This window comes from Dankookia sp. GCM10030260, from assembly GCF_042666655.1.
GTDB lineage: Bacteria > Pseudomonadota > Alphaproteobacteria > Acetobacterales > Acetobacteraceae > Paracraurococcus.
This window is the reverse complement of sequence record NZ_JBHTDE010000020.1, coordinates 15,937-35,011: the sequence shown is the minus strand read 5'-3', so window position 1 is coordinate 35,011 and position 19,075 is coordinate 15,937. Positions and strand designations below refer to the sequence as shown.

Annotated in this window: 14 protein-coding genes; 4 read left to right on the top strand and 10 right to left on the bottom strand. The window is 69.0% G+C overall.

What is annotated here, in order from left to right:
* Positions 1-212: 212 nt before the first annotated feature.
* The 7 genes from ACFQS7_RS27675 to ACFQS7_RS27645 form a co-directional block, all read right to left on the bottom strand.
* Positions 213-818, bottom strand: a complete 606-nt coding sequence (locus tag ACFQS7_RS27675; protein WP_380070388.1) for a hypothetical protein — start codon at positions 816-818, stop codon at positions 213-215.
* Positions 819-840: 22 nt separating this feature from the next.
* On the bottom strand, positions 841-1,533 hold the full coding sequence (locus ACFQS7_RS27670) for a hypothetical protein (RefSeq protein ID WP_380070387.1): 693 nt from the start codon (positions 1,531-1,533) through the stop codon (positions 841-843).
* A gap of 96 nt (positions 1,534-1,629) precedes the next feature.
* Entirely contained in the window at positions 1,630-3,006 is a 1,377-nt protein-coding gene (locus ACFQS7_RS27665) for a sigma-54-dependent transcriptional regulator (protein ID WP_380070386.1), read from the bottom strand.
* Positions 2,991-4,424: a sensor histidine kinase gene (locus ACFQS7_RS27660; RefSeq protein WP_380070385.1), complete on the bottom strand. Its 1,434-nt coding sequence runs from the start codon at positions 4,422-4,424 to the stop codon at positions 2,991-2,993. Before ACFQS7_RS27660 ends, ACFQS7_RS27665 begins: the two co-directional genes overlap by 16 nt.
* A gap of 340 nt (positions 4,425-4,764) precedes the next feature.
* Positions 4,765-5,064: a hypothetical protein gene (locus ACFQS7_RS27655; RefSeq protein WP_380070384.1), complete on the bottom strand. Its 300-nt coding sequence runs from the start codon at positions 5,062-5,064 to the stop codon at positions 4,765-4,767.
* A 149-nt stretch (positions 5,065-5,213) separates the two neighbouring features.
* Positions 5,214-5,546 (bottom strand): hypothetical protein, encoded by a 333-nt coding sequence (locus tag ACFQS7_RS27650; protein WP_380070383.1) that lies wholly within the window; start codon positions 5,544-5,546, stop codon positions 5,214-5,216.
* Positions 5,547-5,692: 146 nt separating this feature from the next.
* Positions 5,693-6,757, bottom strand: a complete 1,065-nt coding sequence (locus tag ACFQS7_RS27645; RefSeq protein WP_380070382.1) for a diguanylate cyclase domain-containing protein — start codon at positions 6,755-6,757, stop codon at positions 5,693-5,695.
* Positions 6,758-7,616: 859 nt separating this feature from the next.
* On the opposite strand from ACFQS7_RS27645, the gene ACFQS7_RS27640 reads away from it, so the two are divergent.
* From ACFQS7_RS27640 to ACFQS7_RS27625, 4 genes are read left to right on the top strand one after another with little or no spacing between them, the layout of a single operon-like run.
* Positions 7,617-8,621 (top strand): hypothetical protein, encoded by a 1,005-nt coding sequence (locus ACFQS7_RS27640; protein ID WP_380070381.1) that lies wholly within the window; start codon positions 7,617-7,619, stop codon positions 8,619-8,621.
* A gap of 12 nt (positions 8,622-8,633) precedes the next feature.
* Complete coding sequence (locus tag ACFQS7_RS27635) at positions 8,634-9,458, top strand: FAD binding domain-containing protein (protein ID WP_380070380.1); 825 nt, start codon at positions 8,634-8,636, stop codon at positions 9,456-9,458.
* Positions 9,455-12,169: a molybdopterin-dependent oxidoreductase gene (locus ACFQS7_RS27630; protein WP_380070379.1), complete on the top strand. Its 2,715-nt coding sequence runs from the start codon at positions 9,455-9,457 to the stop codon at positions 12,167-12,169. Before ACFQS7_RS27635 ends, ACFQS7_RS27630 begins: the two co-directional genes overlap by 4 nt.
* Positions 12,166-13,107: an antibiotic biosynthesis monooxygenase gene (locus tag ACFQS7_RS27625; RefSeq protein WP_380070378.1), complete on the top strand. Its 942-nt coding sequence runs from the start codon at positions 12,166-12,168 to the stop codon at positions 13,105-13,107. Before ACFQS7_RS27630 ends, ACFQS7_RS27625 begins: the two co-directional genes overlap by 4 nt.
* Positions 13,108-13,695: 588 nt before the next feature.
* On the opposite strand, the gene ACFQS7_RS27620 is transcribed toward ACFQS7_RS27625, so the two are convergent.
* The 3 genes from ACFQS7_RS27620 to ACFQS7_RS27610 are packed head-to-tail and all read right to left on the bottom strand — an operon-like array spanning position 13,696 to position 18,950.
* Positions 13,696-14,073 (bottom strand): hypothetical protein, encoded by a 378-nt coding sequence (locus ACFQS7_RS27620; protein WP_380070377.1) that lies wholly within the window; start codon positions 14,071-14,073, stop codon positions 13,696-13,698.
* Between the two features lie 18 nt (positions 14,074-14,091).
* Complete coding sequence (locus ACFQS7_RS27615) at positions 14,092-17,220, bottom strand: efflux RND transporter permease subunit (RefSeq protein WP_380070376.1); 3,129 nt, start codon at positions 17,218-17,220, stop codon at positions 14,092-14,094.
* Positions 17,221-17,279: 59 nt separating this feature from the next.
* Positions 17,280-18,950 carry an efflux RND transporter periplasmic adaptor subunit gene (locus ACFQS7_RS27610; protein ID WP_380070375.1) on the bottom strand — a complete coding sequence of 557 codons (1,671 nt, stop codon included), beginning with the start codon at positions 18,948-18,950 and terminating at the stop codon, positions 17,280-17,282.
* Positions 18,951-19,075 lie beyond the last annotated feature (125 nt).

The window sequence follows — 19,075 nt, the reverse complement described above, 5'->3', positions numbered from 1 at the left end:
AGCGCAAACGCCCGACACTTTGCCCAAACGCCGGGGGCGACCCAGGCGTAGTGCCACGCGCCCCTGATTTTCCCAAATTCACAAGCCATATCAGGCAGTTCGCAGTAGGCGGTGTTCAAGTTGGGTCAAGGGCGCGGGCCTGGCGCATGGCGGGGCTGCTTCCGGGACGGGGGAAAGGGGCGTCGGCGGCCGAAGCCGCCGGCGCTGGTGGATCAGGCAGGCGGCGTGGCGGCGGGAGTTTCCTGGCGGGGCGCCCTGAGGTGCTTGGCCGGCTTCACCGGGGCCAGCGTCGCCGGCTCGGAGCCGATCGCCTCGGCTTGCAACACGCGGCCCTCCGGCGTGGTGATGCCATGGCCGCGCGCCGCAACCCGGGCGCCGGGCCGCAGCAGCGCCGCGACGCCCGCCGCCTCCTTCAGCCCGAGCCGGAGTACCGTGCCGTCCTCCAACAGCGCGCCGCGCAGTTCGCCCTTCGGGCCGTGCAACGCGACGCGGACCAGGCCCTCTGCCGTCATCGGCGCCGGCCACGCGTCGCGCGCACGATCCTCCGGCGGCCCGTGGTCGTGGATCGCGGCTCCTCCCTCCGGCAGCACCTCGATGGCCGCGACCATGTGCGGCACGCCGCGCGGCCGGATGCCGCGGATGCGCACCGCGCTTCCAGGCGCCACCGTGCCCCGCAGCACCGCTGAGAGGTGCGGCGGCACATGCACCAGCGTGCCGTCGCGCAGCAGCATTCCATCCGCCTCCCCACGCGGGTTGGCCACCAGGCGTTCCACCGTGCCCGCCACCTCCGGCAGGCAATCCGGGTCGATCCAATGCATCGTCCTGCTCCGGGTTGGGCGATCAGCCGCGCGGCGGGCGCGGGCCGCGATCGTCGCGCGGCGGTCGGGGCAGGCCGCCGACATCGGCGAGCCGGTCGGCGGAGGGACCGAAGCCGTGCGCCGCGACCACGGTGCCAAGCGGACCCGACAGGCCGTCACCGCGGGCCGCCACCGTCTGGCCGGGCTGCAACAGGTCGGCGAAGCGCTCGGCCTCACGTGGTGGCAGTCGCAGGATGGTGCCATCCTCCAGCACTGCGCCGTTCACCTCGCCACGCGGGCCGCGCAGAGTCGCCTGCACCTTGCCCGCGACCTGCATCGGCCGCTGCGCCCCGCGCGGGCCGCCGCCGGCATCGACCACCGCCACACCACCGTCATCGTTGGCGACGGACACCGCCGAGACCAGCGGCGCACCGAGCGCCTTCAAGCCGCGCACCGTCACCGCATCGCCTGGACGCACGGCGAAGACCAGTTGGGTCGAGAGATGCGGCGGGACATGCACCTGGGTACCGTCGCGCAGCAGGAAGCCATCGACCTCGCCGCGTGGGGTCAGGGTGTAGCGGGCGATGGTGCCGCGGGTCTCGGGCAGCTGCGTCGGGTCGAAGGTCGCCGCAGCGCCGGGTAGCGGCATCGGCTGGGCGGCGACCAGCGCGCCGCCGCCGAGCGCCAGGGCAGCCGTCGCCGCCAGGATGGCGGTTCGGATGCTGGGTCTTGGCATGGCGTTGTCTCCTATCTCGCCCACCGGCGGACCGCTGGGCTCAGGACATCAAGCGCAACACCCGTGCCAAGACCGGCGACGAACAGGAACAACGGCTTAGCGGCGCGGCTCCAGACCCTCGGCGTCCGCATTCCGGACACCCGGCGTCACCGTATCGGACGCCGTTTCCAGATCGAACTGCCGCAGCTTGGCGTAGAGCAGCTGGCGGTGAATTCCGAGCCGTCGCGCCGCCTCCGCCCGGTTGCCGCCGCATTCCTGCAGCGCCCGGCCGATCATCGCGCGTTCCAACCGCGCCACCGCGCTTGGCAGATCGCCACCCGCGACGTTATCCACAGGTGCCGCGGCGCCTGCCAGTCCGAGCTCCGCTGCGCCGATCACCGCGCCGCGGCCGAATGCTGCGGCGCGTTCAAGGGCGTTCCGCAGCTCGCGCGCATTGCCCGGCCAGGGATGCGCCTGCAGCCGTGCCTCTGCGTCCACCCCCAGGCGCCGCCCGCCACCGAGCTGCGCCAGGAAATGCTCAGCCAGCGGCACCATGTCGGACGGGCGGTCGCGCAGCGGCGGTAGGTGGATCGGCACCACCGCAAGCCGATAGTACAGGTCCTCCCGGAAGGCGCCGTCGCGCACCCGGGCGGGTAGGTCGCGGTGGGTGGCGGCGACGATCCGCACGTCGATCCGGACCGGCCGGCCGCCGAGCGGCGCCACTTCCCTGTCCTGCACCACCCGCAGGATCTTGGCCTGGGTAACGAGCCCCATGTCGCCGATCTCGTCGAGGAACAGCGTGCCGCCGGCGGCGTCGCGGAAGGCGCCGCGGCGATCCGCGACGGCGCCGGTGAAGGCGCCGCGGACATGACCAAACAACTCGCTCTCCAGCAACTCGGTTGGGATGGCGGCGCAGTTCACCGCGACGAAGGGGCCGGCGGCGCGGCGGCCGTGCCGGTGCAGGGCACGGGCGACGACCTCCTTACCGGTGCCGGTCTCCCCGGTGACCAGCATCGTCGCATCGCTGTCGGCGACCAGGCCGATGGTCTTCTGCCCTGCCCGCATGCCAGGGCTGACGCCGACCAGCGCGCCGCTCGCCTCCGGCGCGGCGCCGGCTAGCCCCGCCGTCGCCACCGGCCGCAGCATCCGCCCCAGCAGCTCGGCGATGTCGGCCCGGCCGACCGGCTTGGTCAGATGGTCGAAGGCGCCAAGCCGCATCGCCTCGATGGTGTTCTCGGCCGAGGCATAGGCGGTGAGGATCGCCACCGGCGGCGGCGTGGGACGGGCGCGCAGCCGCCGCAGCACCGCCATGCCGTCCAGCGCGCCGGGCATCCGCAGGTCGAGCAGCACGGCATCCGGCGCCACCCGGGCTGCGGTGGCCAGTGCCATATCGCCATCGGCCGCCTCGACCACGGTGTGACCGAGATCGATGACCGCCTCGGCCAAGCCCTCGCGGACGCCCGCATCGTCGTCGGCGATCAGGATATGGGCCATACAGCGGGGGGCTCCTCAGGCAAGGTGATTTCGATGGTAGTGCCGTCCGGTCGGTGCAACGCTTGAACCGTACCGCCGTGCGCCTCCGCTGCTTCGCGTACCAGGGCGAGGCCGAGGCCGATGCCGTCGGCGCGGCCCGAAGCGAAGGGCTCGAACAGCCAGGTCCGCAACGCCTCCGGCACGCCTGCCCCGGTATCGGTGACCGCCAACACCAGGGCGCCGCCGCGCCGGATGGCCGAGACCACCACCCGGCCGCCACGCGGCGTCGCCTGCAGGGCGTTCAGGATCAGGTTGTCGATCGCCCGTTCAAGCCGCGCCGCATCGACCCGTGCCGGCCCCAGGGCGGCACCAAGCGCCGTGAGCGCGACCCCAGCCGCCGCCGCCGGTTCCTGGTAGAAGGCGACCCGGCCGGCGACCAGCGCATCGGGCTCGACCAGCGCGGGGGTAAGGGGCATGCCGCCACGGGCAGCGCCAAGCAGGTCGCGCGTCAGCGCATCGAGCCGTGCCACCCGGTCCAGCACGACGCGCAGGGCGCGGGCCATGCGATCCGGGTCGCCGGTCGCCAGCGCGTTCTCCGCCTTGAGCCGCATGGCGGCGATCGGGTTGCGGACCTCATGCGCCACGCCGGCGGCGATCCGTCCAAGGCCAGCCAGCCGTTCCGCCTCCGTCGCCCTGGCCGCCGCGGCAGTGGCGGCGGCGCGCGCCTCAGCCACCCGAGATGCGGCGGTGTTCATGGCATGGACGATGCGGTCGAGGTCGCGCTGGCCGGTCGGCTCCAGCCGGGGCAACTCGGCTGCCTGTGTGCCAGTGAGCGCCGCCTCGATCCGCCGCAGCCGACGCGACCAGCCGAGCAGCAGCCAGCCCAGCCAAGCCGCCGAGCCCAGCAGTACCGTGGATAGGGCGCCGAGCGCCACGGCGGCCCGCACAAAGGCCGGGCCGCCAACCAGCACGACTCGGGTCATGGTCCATCCGGCAAGCCCGGGTTCCGGCAGCGGGCAGGCATGCAGCAGCAGGGCCTGGGACCGGGCGTCGTAGCGCCGGTCGATCGGCATGCCGCGCTCGGCGGCAGCCTCGGCCACCTCGCGGATGCGAGGCAGTTCGGCCGCGGGCACGTCGGTCTTGGCCTCGGCGCCCTCGTAGGTCGGGTAGGCATAGGCCAGGGGGCCGGTACCGTTTCGCCAGAGCCCGCCCTCCACGCCGGGCAGGTCACGCAGCGCCAGCAGGCTCGCCGCGGTCAAAGCCTGCGCCGTTTCCGGCGCTGTCCAGTCGAGCCGCGCGGTGCCGGCTGTGGTGAAGCGGGTGCGTTCGAGGATGGCATCGCATCCCCGTGCCACCGCCGCTTCGGCCCGCCGCAGCCGGTCCGCCGTGCCTTCCCGATAGAGCGAGATGAGCGCGATGCCGGCCACCAGTGCGGCCACCAGGAACAGGCCCCAGCAGGCAGCGAACCAGCCCGTCAGGGAGCGTGGCAGAGCTTTGGAAGCAAAGCTGCCCGGTGCCCGGCGCCGCTGTCCGTGGCGCATGTGGGTCGCTGGGTCAGAGGGCGAGGCGGAGTCCATGGAACGGCGATATGGGTCGCAGCCCGAGCGGGCGCGAGCCGGCTAGCCTTCCGAAATCGACAAGCGCCTTGAGTCTGAATCGATGTTGCAGGCGCGATGGTTGTTCGGGACTTGATGAAGAAAGGCGGGAAAGTCACCGCCAAAGCAGCTTGCCCTTCATACCACGAGGGAAGTCCACTCTCGGCTACGAAGCGCTCCGACATCATTCGTAGTCGTTGACGGCAAACATGTAGACGACGCTGTGTCGCTCGCCGGCAGTCTCAAGCGCGGCCGCCATAGCATTGCTGTCCGGACGACCTACCGTCGAGATCAGCCCCAACATCACCACCGGCCGGCTGCGCCGATGCCGCTCAGCCGCTTGGCCGGTGAACTCGCATCGAAACACCCAGCCATCACCGTCCGCAAAGGATGCGCGGTGGCGTGCGTCGTGCGGGTTGGCTACCGCCATGTAGCCGCCGGCACCGCTCTGCAAAATCAGGAGGAAGCCAAAAGTGCTTTCCATCGTCGGTGCCCCTCAGGGTTGGTCTCTGAGAGACTTCCACGCGACATCATAACAAACCCGTTCAAGGACAGGAATGGATGCAGCACGTCCGACCTCTCGCCGCACCCGCTTGAGCAACTGACCGCTGCCGGCCCCTGTGACACTCCCAGCTAACGGTACCTCGACGCCGAGATCGACTGCCTGCCGGGCGGGCACGTCTGCGGCCTGACGATGCACGACCACCCGCCGCTCAGCGCTGTCGTTTTGCGGATGACCCCGCAAACACTGGAGCAGCACCTGCAGTCTGCGAAAGCGGTAGCTGTTGCCGTCAGCCCGACAAGCTCCAGTCGCACCGCCACCGCCTCAACCAGCGCCAAGTCCCCTTCCTGCCACCGCCGGCCGGTCATCAGCTTGGTCGCCTCGTCTGCCGACATCCCGAGCGCCTTGCCGATCGCCGCCGGCGTGGTGGTGCCCTGGTCGTCTAAATATTGGCCGATGGCCATGCGAAGGCGGAACGTGACGAGCCGGTCCTCGCGTCGTTGCCGCTGCTCGGTGGGGGTGAGCTTCGTGGTGGACTTCCCCTCTGGGGCTGGCGGTCTTGCTAACGAACCCAGGCACCTCGGGAGGGAAGGATGGCGGAGAGGCGCCGTTAGACTGGCTCCGCCACGCCGATACTCCGGTGCAGCACCTGGTTCTTCCCAGCCGCCTTCGCGGCATACATCAGTGCATCAGCCTCGGCGATCGCGGCAGCTTCGTTCATCGGAGGGACAAGAAAGGACACCGCACCGATCGAAGCCGTGACCGTACGACCTTGTGCCTCCATCTGCTCCTCGACCGTCCGTCGCACTCGTTCGGCGACCTGCGAGATCTCCCGCCCATCTCCGCCGACCAGGACGGCCGCGAACTCGTCGCCGCCAATGCGCGCCGCCAGGTCCTCCCGTCGCAGGCAGGCGGACAGCGCCGCGGCCACCTCCCGAAGCACCGCATCGCCTGCTGCGTGGCCGTGCAGGTCGTTCACTCGCTTGAAGCCGTCCAGATCGAGGTAGAGCAGCGCGAAGGGCTGGCCGTCTCGCCGCTGCCGCGCCACGGCGCGGATCAGCGCGTCCAGGAAGGCAGGGCGATTGGCGATGCCGGTCAGCAAATCGGTCAGCGCCATCTCGCGAACTCGCAGCCCGGCGCGGCGCAGTTCCAAGGTTGTTACCACCGCGCGGGCCAGGGAGGTCAGACAGCGCTGCTGTGCTGCATCGAAGTCTCGTGCCACATGGTCAAAGACGCAAAGTGTACCAAGGGCGTAGCCCTCCGGCGAAACCAGCGGCATGCCGGCATAGGCGCGGATCGCCGGGTCGGCGGAGACCACCGGGAAATCGGCGAAGCGTGGGTCTTCGGCCGCATTCGGGACCAGCAAAGGGCGGTCAGGCTGCAGGACGGCATAGGCGCAGAACGTGTCGCCGCGCGGTGCTTCCGACAAGCCGAGGCCGATGCGTGCCTTGAACCAGCTCCGCTCGGCATCCACCAGGGTGATGGCCGCGGCAGGGCAGCCGGCCAGCGCGGCGGCGAGCACGACGAGGTCGTCGAAGCTGCTCTCGGGGTTGGTGTCGAGAATGTCGTAGGCACGCAGGGCGGCGAGGCGTTCCGCCTCGTTTGGTGGCAGCGGGGCGGGTGGCATCGACAACTGCAGATCCTCGGAAGCGAAGGGAGTGCCGGTGGCTGCCACTTACATCGAGCGGCCATCCCAAGCCGTATTATCGATATTATTGAACAACAAAACAACTATTAGTTATATTCTTGCACCCGGGAAGACTAACCCTGGCCACGCGCTCCCCCCGTGCTCAGTCGGCTCAGCATGACGGCCTCGGGGGTGAACACCCGACCCGAGGTCATTGGTCCCTTCCCGCCCGCATGGGCAAGCCAAGACCCTCTAACCGACGTCAAGGTTGATCCGGTCAGCGATCACCCTCAGCGCTGTGGTGTCGCCCTCACGCGCTTGCCGCCGGGTTAGCCGGCGAACTGCCTCATCGACCGGCAGGCCGCAGACTTGATAATCCTGCTTCCTCGAGATGGATGTTGATGGCGTAGCGCAACCGGTATGCCTCCTGCCCTGCCTGCTTCCAGCAACTTCGGCCAGTCTGGGCTGCGGTAACGCCGTTTCCCGCAAGCGCGGCAGCAGCTCCATAACCGCGCCTTATCCGACGAATACGGGTCTCGAGTAGCGCTTGGCCCGACAACCGCAGCCAACCCATACCGACATCTCTGACGTGGTGTGACGCGTCAAGTCGAAGCTCGGCATGGTGGAAGCTGTAGGGTACGGCTCGTTGCTGACCATGCTCGGCCCGCAGCGATGGAAGCTTGCTCATAAATAAGTAGGTAAAGAAAAGAGCGCACGCCTCGTTTAGGTGCGGCGAAGTGTGCGTTCTATCTTGCTCCGCGCTTGGTGCGTCATAAAAGAGCGGGGTCAAGGTTTGATGCCGACATTCAGTTTGGCCATATTTGGACGCGCTCTTGTGGCGGCAGGTTGTTTCACCGCGCTTTGCACATTATCCGCATCGCAAGCCCAACCCAGCTCCCCGACGTATATGAACGTGATCACCGGTGCGACGATACCAGCACAGGATCGCGTGGCCTTTCAGAATCTGCTCGCGCTGAACACCGGCATGTTCGAACTCTACGGCAGCGCCGGGCAGCTCGTGCAAGGCAGCATCCTGGCGCAGCATCCGGTCATCCTCGGCCTGTTCTCGGGTGCTGGTGGCCGCATGATCCTCTACAGGCCGGGCCAGCCAGCGTTGGAAGGACCACAGGTGCCGGAGCGGTACCAGATCCTCAAATCCGTCGGGCACAGCGTCATGGCGCTCGGCGTGATCGTTGGGCCGCATATTGGCAAGGTCGATGACCGCTCCTGGCAGCCGGCGGTCGCCGCCTATCGAGTGAAGCTGCAGGCGGCGCTCGACAGTGTCGAGGCGACCAGCCTGCCGGCCGAATGGCACGCCAACAACCAGGCGCTTATCCGCGAGAATATTGCTTTCATCGACCGTGTCCTGACCGAGAAGGTCGTCTCCTTCACCAGTGTGCAGGATTTCGCCGAGAAGCAGAAGGCGGCGCTCAAGCGCAACATTCAATGGGCCGCCGACACCCAGGTGACGCATTGGATGGGCGTGCTGGCCGAGTGGAAACGCATGCTCGGCGCCGATTGGGCCAAGGTCTATGCCGCCAGCAACACCATCTACGTAGCCCGACAGAACAACGTACTATTCAGCGTGCTGGCGCAGTTCTTCGAGCCGCAGGACATCAACTCGCGCCTCATGCTGATCGAGACCATCTCCTTCACCACCACGCCGGCCGACATGCTGGATTCACTGACGCGGATCATCTCCGACCGCACGGTGGGAGAGACCTTCTTCGGCAGCCGCTACCTGATGGATTACGAGCTGATGGGTGGCGATGCCCGAACCAGCATCGAGCGGATCACCAAGGCGCAAGGCATGACGACGCACCTGCCGCCGCGGGTGCCTTTCGGCTCGCATCAATGGCCGACGTTGGTCACGCCCGGCGAAGGCCCCGCCTCGCTCGCCGACCTGCCCTAGGAGGCGGCCCGCATGGATCTGAACACCATCACCGAGGTGAAGCGACCCGCTTCCCCGGACGAGCTTGCCGGCTGGCCGCAAGGCCATGCCTGGCTCGGGGGCGGCACCTGGCTCTTCTCCGAACCGCAGCCGACGCTTAATACGCTGGTTGATCTCACGGGCTTTGGCTGGCCCGCGCTGACAGTGACCGAGGCGGGGCTCGAGATCGCCGCTACCTGTCGCGTTATCGAGCTCGACCGACTCAGCCCGCCGGCGTCCTGGCTGGCCGGGCCGCTGCTTCGGGAATGCTGTCGATCGCTGCTGGCCTCCTTCAAGGTGATGAACACGGCGACTATCGGCGGCAATATCTGCATGTCTTTGCCGGCAGGCGCGCTGATCGCGCTCACCGTGGCACTCGAGGCTCGCTACACCCTCTGGCCGCGGGACGGCGTGCCGCGCATGGTCGATGCGACGGAGTTCGTCACCGGGGACCACCGCAACATTCTGGCACCCGGCGAGCTGCTGCGGAGCATCGCCATTCCAGCCACAGCCCTGGCGAAGCGATATGCCTTCCGGCGGATGACATTGACCCATCTCGGCCGCTCCGCCGCGCTGCTGATCGGCACTCAGGCGCCGGGAACGGGCGACCTTACGCTGACCATCACCGCGGCGACGCCGCACCCGGTGCGGCTGCATTTTCCGGCCATGCCGGATGCCGAAGGACTGCGCGCGGCGATTCGTGGCAGCGTCTCAGATGACGGCTTCTTCGACGACGTGAATGGCACACCAGCCTACAAGCGTCACCTCACCTATCATTTCGCCGAGCAGATCCGGCAGGAGCTGGGAGCCGGCGCATGAACTGCACGATCGACGGCAAACCCATCGCCGCCACACCCCAGCCCGGGCAGTGCCTGCGTACCTTCATCCGCGACCAGGGTGTCTTCGGGGTCAAGAAGGGCTGCGACGCGGGGGATTGCGGCGCCTGCACCGTATGGCTCGACGGTACGCCGGTGCATTCCTGCCTGGTGCCAGCCTTTCGCGCCGAGGGCCACGCCGTCACGACCATCCAGGGTCTGGCGCCGGCCGAGGGCGGACTGCACTCGATGCAGCAGGCCTTCCATGAGGCCCAAGCTTTCCAGTGCGGCTTCTGCGCCGCCGGCATGATCATGACCGCCGCCGCGCTCGACGCAGAGCAGCGGGCCGACCTGCCGCGGGCGCTGAAGGGCAATCTCTGCCGCTGCACCGGCTACCGTTCGATCCAGGATGCGCTGGAGGGCGTGGCCGCCGTGCAGCCAGATGTGGCCGGGGAGGCCGGCGGCGCCTGCCTTGCCAACCCTTTCAGCACCGGCATCGTCACCGGCCATGCCTGCTACACCATGGATGTGGCGCCGGAGGGACCGCTGGAGGGGCTGCTGCACCTGAAGGTGCTGCGCTCGCCGCATGCCCATGCCCGCGTTGTCGGCATCGACCGCAGCGCGGCGCTGGCGGTGCCCGGCGTGGTCGAGGTCTTCACCTGGGAGGACGTGCCGCGGCGCCTTTACAGCACCGCGACGCATGAGGACCATCTTGTCGACCCGGATGACACCTATATCCTCGACAACGTCATGCGCTTCGCCGGGCAGCGCGTGGCCGCCGTGGTGGCGGAGACCGAGGCAGCCGCTGAGGCCGGGTGCCGTGCCCTGCGTGTCGAGTACGAGCTGCTGCCGGCGGTCTTCGACCCTGAGGCGGCGATGGCGCCCGATGCGCCGGTGTTGCACCACAAGGGCGACGAGCGAAGTAGCAACATCTATGCCGACATCGCGGGCGAGGTCGGCAGCGTGGCCGCCGGCTTCGCCGAGGCCGATCTGCTGCACGAGAGAATTTACTCCACCTCCCGCGTACAGCACGCTCATCTCGAGACGCATGGCTCCATCGCTTGGCGCGATGCTGAGGGGCGAGTGCATATCCGCACCAGCACCCAGGCGCCCTTCATCACCCATCAGAAGCTGGTGCACCTGTTCAGGTTGCGGGCGCGGGATCTGCATGTCTTTACCGAGCGGGTCGGCGGCGGCTTTGGCGGCAAGCAGGAGATGATCACCGAGGATCTGGTGGTGCTGGCCACATTGAAGACCGGCCGCCCGGTGAAGTTGGAATTCACCCGCGCCGAACAGTTCACCGCGGCTACTACGCGCCATCAGATGACCACACGAGTAAAGCTCGGCGCACGGCGGGACGGCAATTTGACCGCCATCGAGATCCGCGTCGTCTCCAATACCGGTGCCTATGGCGGTCATGCCAGCGAAACCCTCGCCGCAGCGCTTGCCAGCCCGATGAGCCTCTATCGCTGTGCCAACAAGAAGGCCGAGGGCTTCGCGGTCTACACCAACATGATCCCGGCCGGTGGCTTCCGCGGCTATGGTGCCTCCCAATCCACCTTTGCCATCGAATGCGCGATGGACGAGCTCGCGCTGGAGCTCGGGATCGACCCTTTCGCGCTACGGCGGATGAACATGATCGGGCCGGAGGACTGGATCGAGAGCGTCTGGAAGGACGTCTCTGATGTTGGCTTCGGCAGCTACGGGCTCGATCAATGCCTCAACATGGTCGAGCGCAAGCTGGCCGACGGCTCAGGACTGCCGGCGCCCGAGGGCGCCGACTGGGCTATTGGCACCGGCTTCGCCATGGCGATGCTCGAATGCGGGCCGCCCACTGAGCACCGCTCCGGCGTCGAGATGGCGCTGCTGCCGGATGGCCGCTTCCACTTGGCCGTCGGCTCGACTGAAATGGGCAACGGCTCGGTCACCGCCCATGGGCAGATCGCCGCGGCCCAACTCGGCGCCTGCATGGCCGATATCACGCTCATCAACGCCGATACTGACCGCACGCCCTACGATACCGGCACCTTCGCAAGCACCGGTACGGTGGTCGCCGGGCAGGCAGTGAACCTCGCCGCACAGGGGCTTCGGGAAAACATCCTTGGCTTCGCGGCCCGTCATACCGGCACGGTGGCCGACGGCTGGAAGCTCGAGGCCGGGGCGGCACAAAACGGCAAGATGCGGATCACGCTCGCCGCCCTGCACGCCGCCGGCACTGGTGCTGGTCACCGCTTCCAGGTGAAGCGGAAGGCCTATCTCTCACCGCGCACCGTCGCCTTCAACGTCCAGGGTATCCGTCTCGCCGTGCACCGCGTCACCGGCGAAATCCGCATTCTGCGCAGCGTGCATGCGGCGGATATTGGTCGGCCAATCAACCCGCTCCAATGCCGCGGGCAGATCGACGGCGCGGTCGCCATGGGTCTCGGCTGGGCGTTGACCGAGCATATGGTGCACTCAGCGGACGGGCACGTGGTGAATGCGGCTTTCCGCAACTACCACATTCCCGCCTTCGCCGACGTGCCGCGCACCGAGGTGCTTTTCGCCGATACCTACGACAGCATCGGCCCGCTCGGCGCCAAGTCGCAGGGCGAATGCGCCATCAATCCGGTGGCGCCAGCGGTGGCCAATGCTCTGGCCAATGCGGTCGGCACTCGCTTCGCTGAGTTGCCGCTGACCCCTGACCGCATCTTCACTGGCCTCGGCGCCGCTCAATGAACGGGTCGGAAGGCACGACGATCGTCACCCAAACCACGCCCCTGCCCGAGCGCATGGTGGAGTTCGCCGAGTGGCAGCGGCGAATGAACGAGGCCATCGTCGGTGTCCCCGGCTTCCTCCGCCAAGCCGTGATCCCGCCGCATCCACCGACCCAGGTAGATTGGGTCATCCTGCAGCATTTCGCCGACCGCGACGCGGCTGTCGCCTGGTTGCACTCGCCGCTCCGGGCCGAACGGCTGGCCGAGGCGCAGCCGCTAATCCTGGGGCGGGACGATGTTCATCTCGTCGCTGGCGAGGCGGTAGAGGCACCGCCCGCACCGGTTTCCCTGGTCATTTCGACCCAGGTGAAGCCGGGCCAGGAGGCCGCCTTCCGCGCCTGGGAACGGCGCATGACGGCGGCTCAGGCGCGGGCGCCAGGCTTTCAGGGCTACCGATTGGAGCCGCCGATCCCGGGGCTGCAGGAGGATTGGTTGGCCGTCGTCACCTTCGCCACCGAGGCCGATCTCAAGGCTTGGCTCGCCTCGACTGAACGGGCTCGGCTGCTGACGGAGGCGGAGGGCTTCACCCAGGAATTCCACACCCGCATCGCCCGGACCGGCTTTGAGCACTGGTTCGATTTTGGTCGCGCCCAGGCGGGCCAGGTGTCGGCCTGGAAGCAGAACATGATCGTCCTGCTGCTGCTCTACCCGGTGGTCTTCCTCTTTGGCAGCTTCGTGCAGGCACCTTGGCTGATGGGGCGCTTGGGGCTGCCCTTTCCGGTCGCGCTCTTTCTCGGCAATGTTGTCAGCGTACTGCTGCTGAACGGCTTGGTACCCTGGGCGAGCAAGCGTTTCGGCTGGTGGCTTCGCCCCGTCCAGCCGCGCCTCACCCTTTTGGGTACCGCGCTCCTGCTGGCGCTCTACGGCGTGATGATTTTCGGCTTTACCCACCTGCCCTGAAGGATCAGCTTCACCTCCTCGGTGGAGAGTCGAGCCGGCTCGACGGTGCCGCGCTGGGTGATTTGGTGGAACGCCGCGCCAAAGCGGATCTGCGCTGCTCGCAGAATCCTTGAGCGCGCGCACCGGGCAGGTCTTTCTATCTTCCCCGCGGCCACCCAATCGAGATCCGCTGGCTCTGGCCCTCATGGTCGCCCTTGGAACGCGGCAGTAGGACCTCTCGCGCTTCGGCACAGAGCAGTGGATGCTCGGCGATGGGGCCGTTGGCGTTGCGATGCCCTCGTCTTCGAGACGGGAGTTGTGCAGTAGTGCAGCAGGATGGACTATTGGTGCTCGGTTTGGTGCTTTCGTCTCACGCTGCCCGGCATGCCCCCTGCCCTGCCACCCTCTCCGTCGATGGCCAAGCTAGCATCGCGGCGGCCTCTCTGACCGATCCAGCTTGCGGTAATGCCTGTTGCGCACAAGCAAGCGGCGATTCCATAACCCCGCCTTATGCGGCTTGGCGGCGACCTGTATCCGAGGACAATGACCACTCTGTCTGCACGGCTCAAGGCAGAGGGGCAGAAAGCCAATGGCTGCTCTTGGTGGCGCCTACTCCGCCGCAAACCGCGCCTGGATGCGGTGCCCATCCGCCATGGCGCCGGTGAACAGTACCCGTGCACCCGCCGCCAAAGGCGCCCCAAGCTGCCCGACCAGGCGGTTTGGCTCCGCTGGTGTCAGGCTAACCGTCGTGGTCTGGCCGCCGGCCTGCACCACCACGCGTCCGGACGCACCGCGGCTGGGCGCAGGGCGGCCATTCTCACCGTTGAGGAACACCGTCACGGCCAGGTCGGCGACCACCAATTCGATGGGGTGGCCCTCGGCCAAGACCATCAGGCCGCCATTAGGGCCACGTGTCGGCGCGCGTTGCGCCCCGGCCATGCCTGGGGCGAGCAGCAGGGCAGCGGTCAGCAAGCGACGATTCGGCACCGCGGTTCTCCTTGAGGTTCAGAAGGTTTCGACGGGACGCCAGGCCGGCGCCGTATCCCGCGCCGTCAGGAAGGCCTTGAGCGCCGGCCGCCCGAAGTGGCGGAACAGCAGCGGCGTCAGCACCGCATCCAGCAGGGTCGCGCTGACCAGCCCGCCGAAGATCGTCACCGCCACCGGATGCAGGATTTCCCGCCCCGGCTCGCCGGCGCCGAACAGCAGCGGGATCAGCGCAAGGCCGGCCGAGAGCGCAGTCATCAGCACCGGTGCCACCCGCTCCTCGCTGCCGCGGATGAGCAGCGGCCGTCCCCAGCGCTCGCCTTCATGCAGCGCCAGATTCAGGTAATGGCTGACCTTGAGGATGCCGTTGCGCGCGGAGATGCCGGCCAGGGTGATGAAGCCGACCATGGACGCGACCGAGAGCGGCAGCCCCGCGATCCACAGCGCCGCCACGCTGCCGATCAGCGCCAGCGGGATGTTGCCCATCACCACCAGCGCCAGGGCCGTCGACCGGTAACGCTGCCGCAACACGACGAAGACCAGCGCGAGGGAGACCAGCGACAGCAGCCCGATGGTTCGGGCCGATTCTTCCTGCGCCCGGAAGTTGCCCTCCAGCACCGCCGCATAGCCGGTGGGCAGCGGGAAGCCGGCGATCATCGTGCGCAGGTCGGCCGCGATCGCCGCCATGTCGCGCGCGCCATCGCCGTTGCCCAAGACGACGAGGCGACGTTGACCGCCCTCGCGCAGCACCTGGTTGGGGCCGTCCACCTCCTCGATCGTGGCGACCAGCCGCAGCGGCACATGGCCCTGCGGTGTTGCCACCAGCAGCTCGCCCAGGCCCTCGGTCGTGCGATCGCTGTCGGCGAGGCGCACCACCACGTCGAAGCGCCGCACCCCGTCAAGGATCTGGCTGACGACGCGGCCGTTGGAGAGCCCCTCCAGCGCCGCGGTCAGCGCCGCGGGCGTCAAGCCATAGAGCGAGGCCTCGGCGTAATCCGGGACCACGCGCAACTGCGGGATGCGCACCTGGCGCTCGATCTGTAGATCGACCAGCCCGGGGATGCCTGCCAGGCGCGCCCGTAGCCCCTCCGCCAGGCTGCCGAGCGTGTCGAGATCGCGCCCGAACAGTTTGACCGCAACCTCGCCGCGCACTCCGGAGAGGAGGAAATCCAGCCGGTGCTGGATCGGCTGGCCGATGTTGATGTTGGCCGGCAGCGGCGCGAGGCGGGCGCGGATATCGGCCAGCACCTCCGCCCGGCTGCGCCGCGAGGCCCGGAGCGCGACGTCGATCTCGTTCACGTGCACGCCCTCGGCATGCTCGTCCAGCTCGGCACGGCCGGTGCGCCGGCCGACGGAGGTCACTTCCGGCACCTCAGCCATCAGGCGTTCCGCCACGGCGCCGAGCCGCGCACTCTCGGCCAGCGAGATGCCGGGACGGAAGGCGACGCCGACCAGAACGGTGCCCTCGTTGAAGGGCGGCAGGAAGGCGCGCGGCAGTTGCGTAGCGCCCCAGACCGCGCCGCCGAACAGCAGGATCACCGTGGCATATACCAGCCGAGGCCGCGTCAGCCCCCGCAACAGCGCGGCCCGGTTCAGCTGCTTGGCCGCGCGCAGTACCAAGCTGTCCTGGCGACGCGCCGCCGGCCGGTTCCCCAGCAGCCAGTAGGCGAGCACCGGCGTCAGCGTGACCGATACGGCCAGGCTCGCCAGGATGGCCAGGATGTAGGCAATGCCGAGCGGCGCGAACAACCGCCCTTCGATTCCTGGCAGGGCGAACAGCGGCAGGAACACCAGCACCACCACGGCGGTGGCATAGACGATACCGGAGCGCACCTCCTGGCTCGCCGCCGCCACCACCTCCAGCACCGGGCGCGGTAGGGCGAGTGCGGCATTCTCCCGCAGCCGGCGCAGGATGTTCTCCACATCCACCACCGCGTCGTCGACCAGCTCGCCGATGGCGATGGCCAGGCCGCCCAGGGTCATGGTGTTGATGGTCAGGCCGAAGGCGTGGAACACCACCACCGTCGCCAGCACTGAGACCGGGATGGCGACCAGCGAGATCGCCGTCGCCCGGACATTCAGCAGGAACAGGATCAGCACGACGGCGACGACGGCGGCGGCCTCCAGCAGCACCGTCTCCACGTTGGCGATGGCAGTGGCGATGAAGTCGGCCTGGCGGAATTGCACGCGGGATGCCTCGAGGCCCGCGGGGAGGCCCGGCTGCAGCTCCGCCAGCGCCGCCTCCACTGCCCGGGTCACGCTAATGGTGTCGGCCCCGGGCTGCTTCTGGACGCTGAAGATCACCGCCGGGCCGCCCTGGTAGCCGGCATCGCCGCGCCGTGGCCGGGCGGCAAATTCCACCGTCGCCACTTGGCGCAGCAGGATGGGCGTGGGCGAGCCGGGGCGCTGGGCGACTGGCGTGTCCGCCAGATCCTCTAGCCGCTGCGTGAGGCCGAGGTTACGGATCAGGTATTCCCGGCCGCGCTGGTCGACGAAGCCGCCGCCGGTATTGGTGCCGAAGCGCGCGACCGCCGCCTCTAGCTGCTCAGCGCTCACCCCCAGGGCCAGCATGGCGGCAGGGTCGGGCGAAACCCGGTACTGCCGCACCTCGCCGCCGATCGGGATGACCTGGGCGACGCCGGGAATAGCCAGCAGCCGCGGCCGGATCGCGAAGTCCACCGCCTCGCGCGCCTGCATCGGCGTGACGCCCTCGGCGCGGACCGCGACCAGCATGATCTCGCCCATGATAGAACTGACCGGCCCCATCACTGGGGACACGTTGGCGGGCAGCGACTGCCGCACCACGCCGAGCCGTTCGGCCACCAACTGGCAGGCGCGATAGAGCTCCGCCGACCATTCGAACTCGACGTACACGATGGAGAGCGAGACGGCGGAGACGGAGCGCACGCGGGCGACGCCGGGCATGCCGTTCATCGCCGTCTCGATCGGGAAGGTGACGAGGCGTTCGACCTCCTCCGGCGCCAGGCCCTCGGCCTCCGTCAGCAGGGTGACGGTGGGGCGGCTCAGGTCTGGGAAGACGTCCACCGGCACGCGCGGCAGCACGAAGCCGCCGTAGCCGACCAGCACGACGGCAGCGATCAGGACCAGCAAGCGGGAGCGCAGGCTGGCCGCGACAAGATAGCGGAACATCGCTTAGGGCTCCGATCGGTGGAGGCGCGTGGCGCGGGAGGCGTGAATCGGACCCGCCATCACCGCACCTGGTTCACGAGGCCGGCGCCCTGGACCACGATGCGCTCGCCGGCGGCGAGTCCGGCCGCGACCAGCACCCGGCCGGCATCCAGCGTCTCTACCCGCACCGGGGCGGCGGCGAAGGTCTCGGGCTCGACATGGCGCCAGACCACCTGCTCGCCATTGGCCGCGCGCACCACGGCGGCGCGCGGAAGGATCAGGCCGCGGATGGGGTCGGCGACCTGCGCCACGACCGTGACGGGCTGGCCGAGGGAGAGGCCGGGGGCCGGGTTCTCCACCCGGAACTGCGCCAGCGTTGCACCTTGCTGCACGGCGCGGCCGAAACCTTGCAACTCCAGCCGCATCGGCTGGCTGCCGCGGACCGCGGCGGTGGCGCCGCGCAGGTCCATCGCGGCATCGCCGCCGAAGACCAGCGCCTCCACCCAGAGCCCGCGCGGGTCGACGACCTGGAACAGCACGTCCTGTGCCGCCACCACCTGGCCGGCGACGGCGCGACTGCTTGCAATGACGCCATCGGCCGGCGCGCGGATCACCTCCGGCGCCACCCGATTCTGCGACAGCAGCAGGCGGCGACGGCGCAGCCCATCCAGTTCGATCTCGGTATCGATCACCTGCACGCGGGTGCCGGCGCCGCTGGCCGCTAGGTTGCGGGCGCGCGCCAGACGGGCCTCGGCGGTGGCGATCTGCTGCTCGATGTCGCCAGAGCGTTCGGCGATGGTGGTCTGGTCGGCAACCGGGATGGCGGGTTCGATCACCGCCAGCACCTGCCCGCGCCGGACCGTTTGGCCGAGCCGCGGCAACCCACCCTCGGGCGGGATAATGCGCCCACCGGCGATGCTCTGCGCGACGCCGCCGCGGTTCGGATCGGCGACTATCCGGCCGACCATTGTGACGGTGCGGGAGGCGGCGTCCTCGCGCAGCGTGACGGTCCGCACCTCCAGCAGGCGCTGGCTGACCTTTGGCAGGAAGACCCGACCATCGGGCAGGCGGGAGGGGGCGTCGACCGTGGCGGTGCCGGTAGCGGTTTCCGCCTCGCCGTGGTCATGGCCAGGGCCGGCGTTGCCGCCCGCCGGGATCATCATCAGCATCAGCGCCGTGGCGACGGCAAGGCGGCCCCGCCGACGGCGCGGTCCGGCCACCGCGTTGCCGGCCACCAGTCCGAGCAGAAGACCGCTCCCGGCCACCAGCCAAGGGCTGTGCGCCAGCCATTCCAGGGCCGCGTGCCAGGGATCCTCGAAGGGGCCGGCATGCGGATCGGGCACCGGGAGAGCCGGCAGCGTGCCGCTCAGCAGATCATCGCCGTCCGGTCCGCCGGTTACGGAAAAGACCAGGTCGAAAGGCTGCCCAGTGCGCGCCAGCAGGGGCGAGGCGAGCCCATAAGTGCCGTCCGCTTCGGGCTGGGCGACCAGGGTCTGCTCGCCCAGCGCCACCTCGAACCGGGCCGCGGTTACCGGGACGTTGCCCTCGAACCGGTCGAGCCAGAGCCGGAGGCGATCCGGCGCCTCGCGTACGGCAACCACTTCGTAAAGGTCGGAATGGACCGCAATCCTTGGGCGGGCAGGCGCGGTGGTGGTGGGGTCGTCGTCATGGCCCTCATGCGCCGAGATTGGCGCCGTGATGGCCAGGAGGGTCGCGCAGATGGACGCGCGCAGGAATCGCAGGGAGGGCATAGCGGGCCTTGCAGCAGAGGGCGGGGACGCGGTTCGCCGCGCCCGTCCTCGGACAGGCCCGACTAGACGGGCGTCCCGGCTCTCGGCGGTCGGGCCGGCACCTGGCTGTGCTGTCCCTTGGGCGC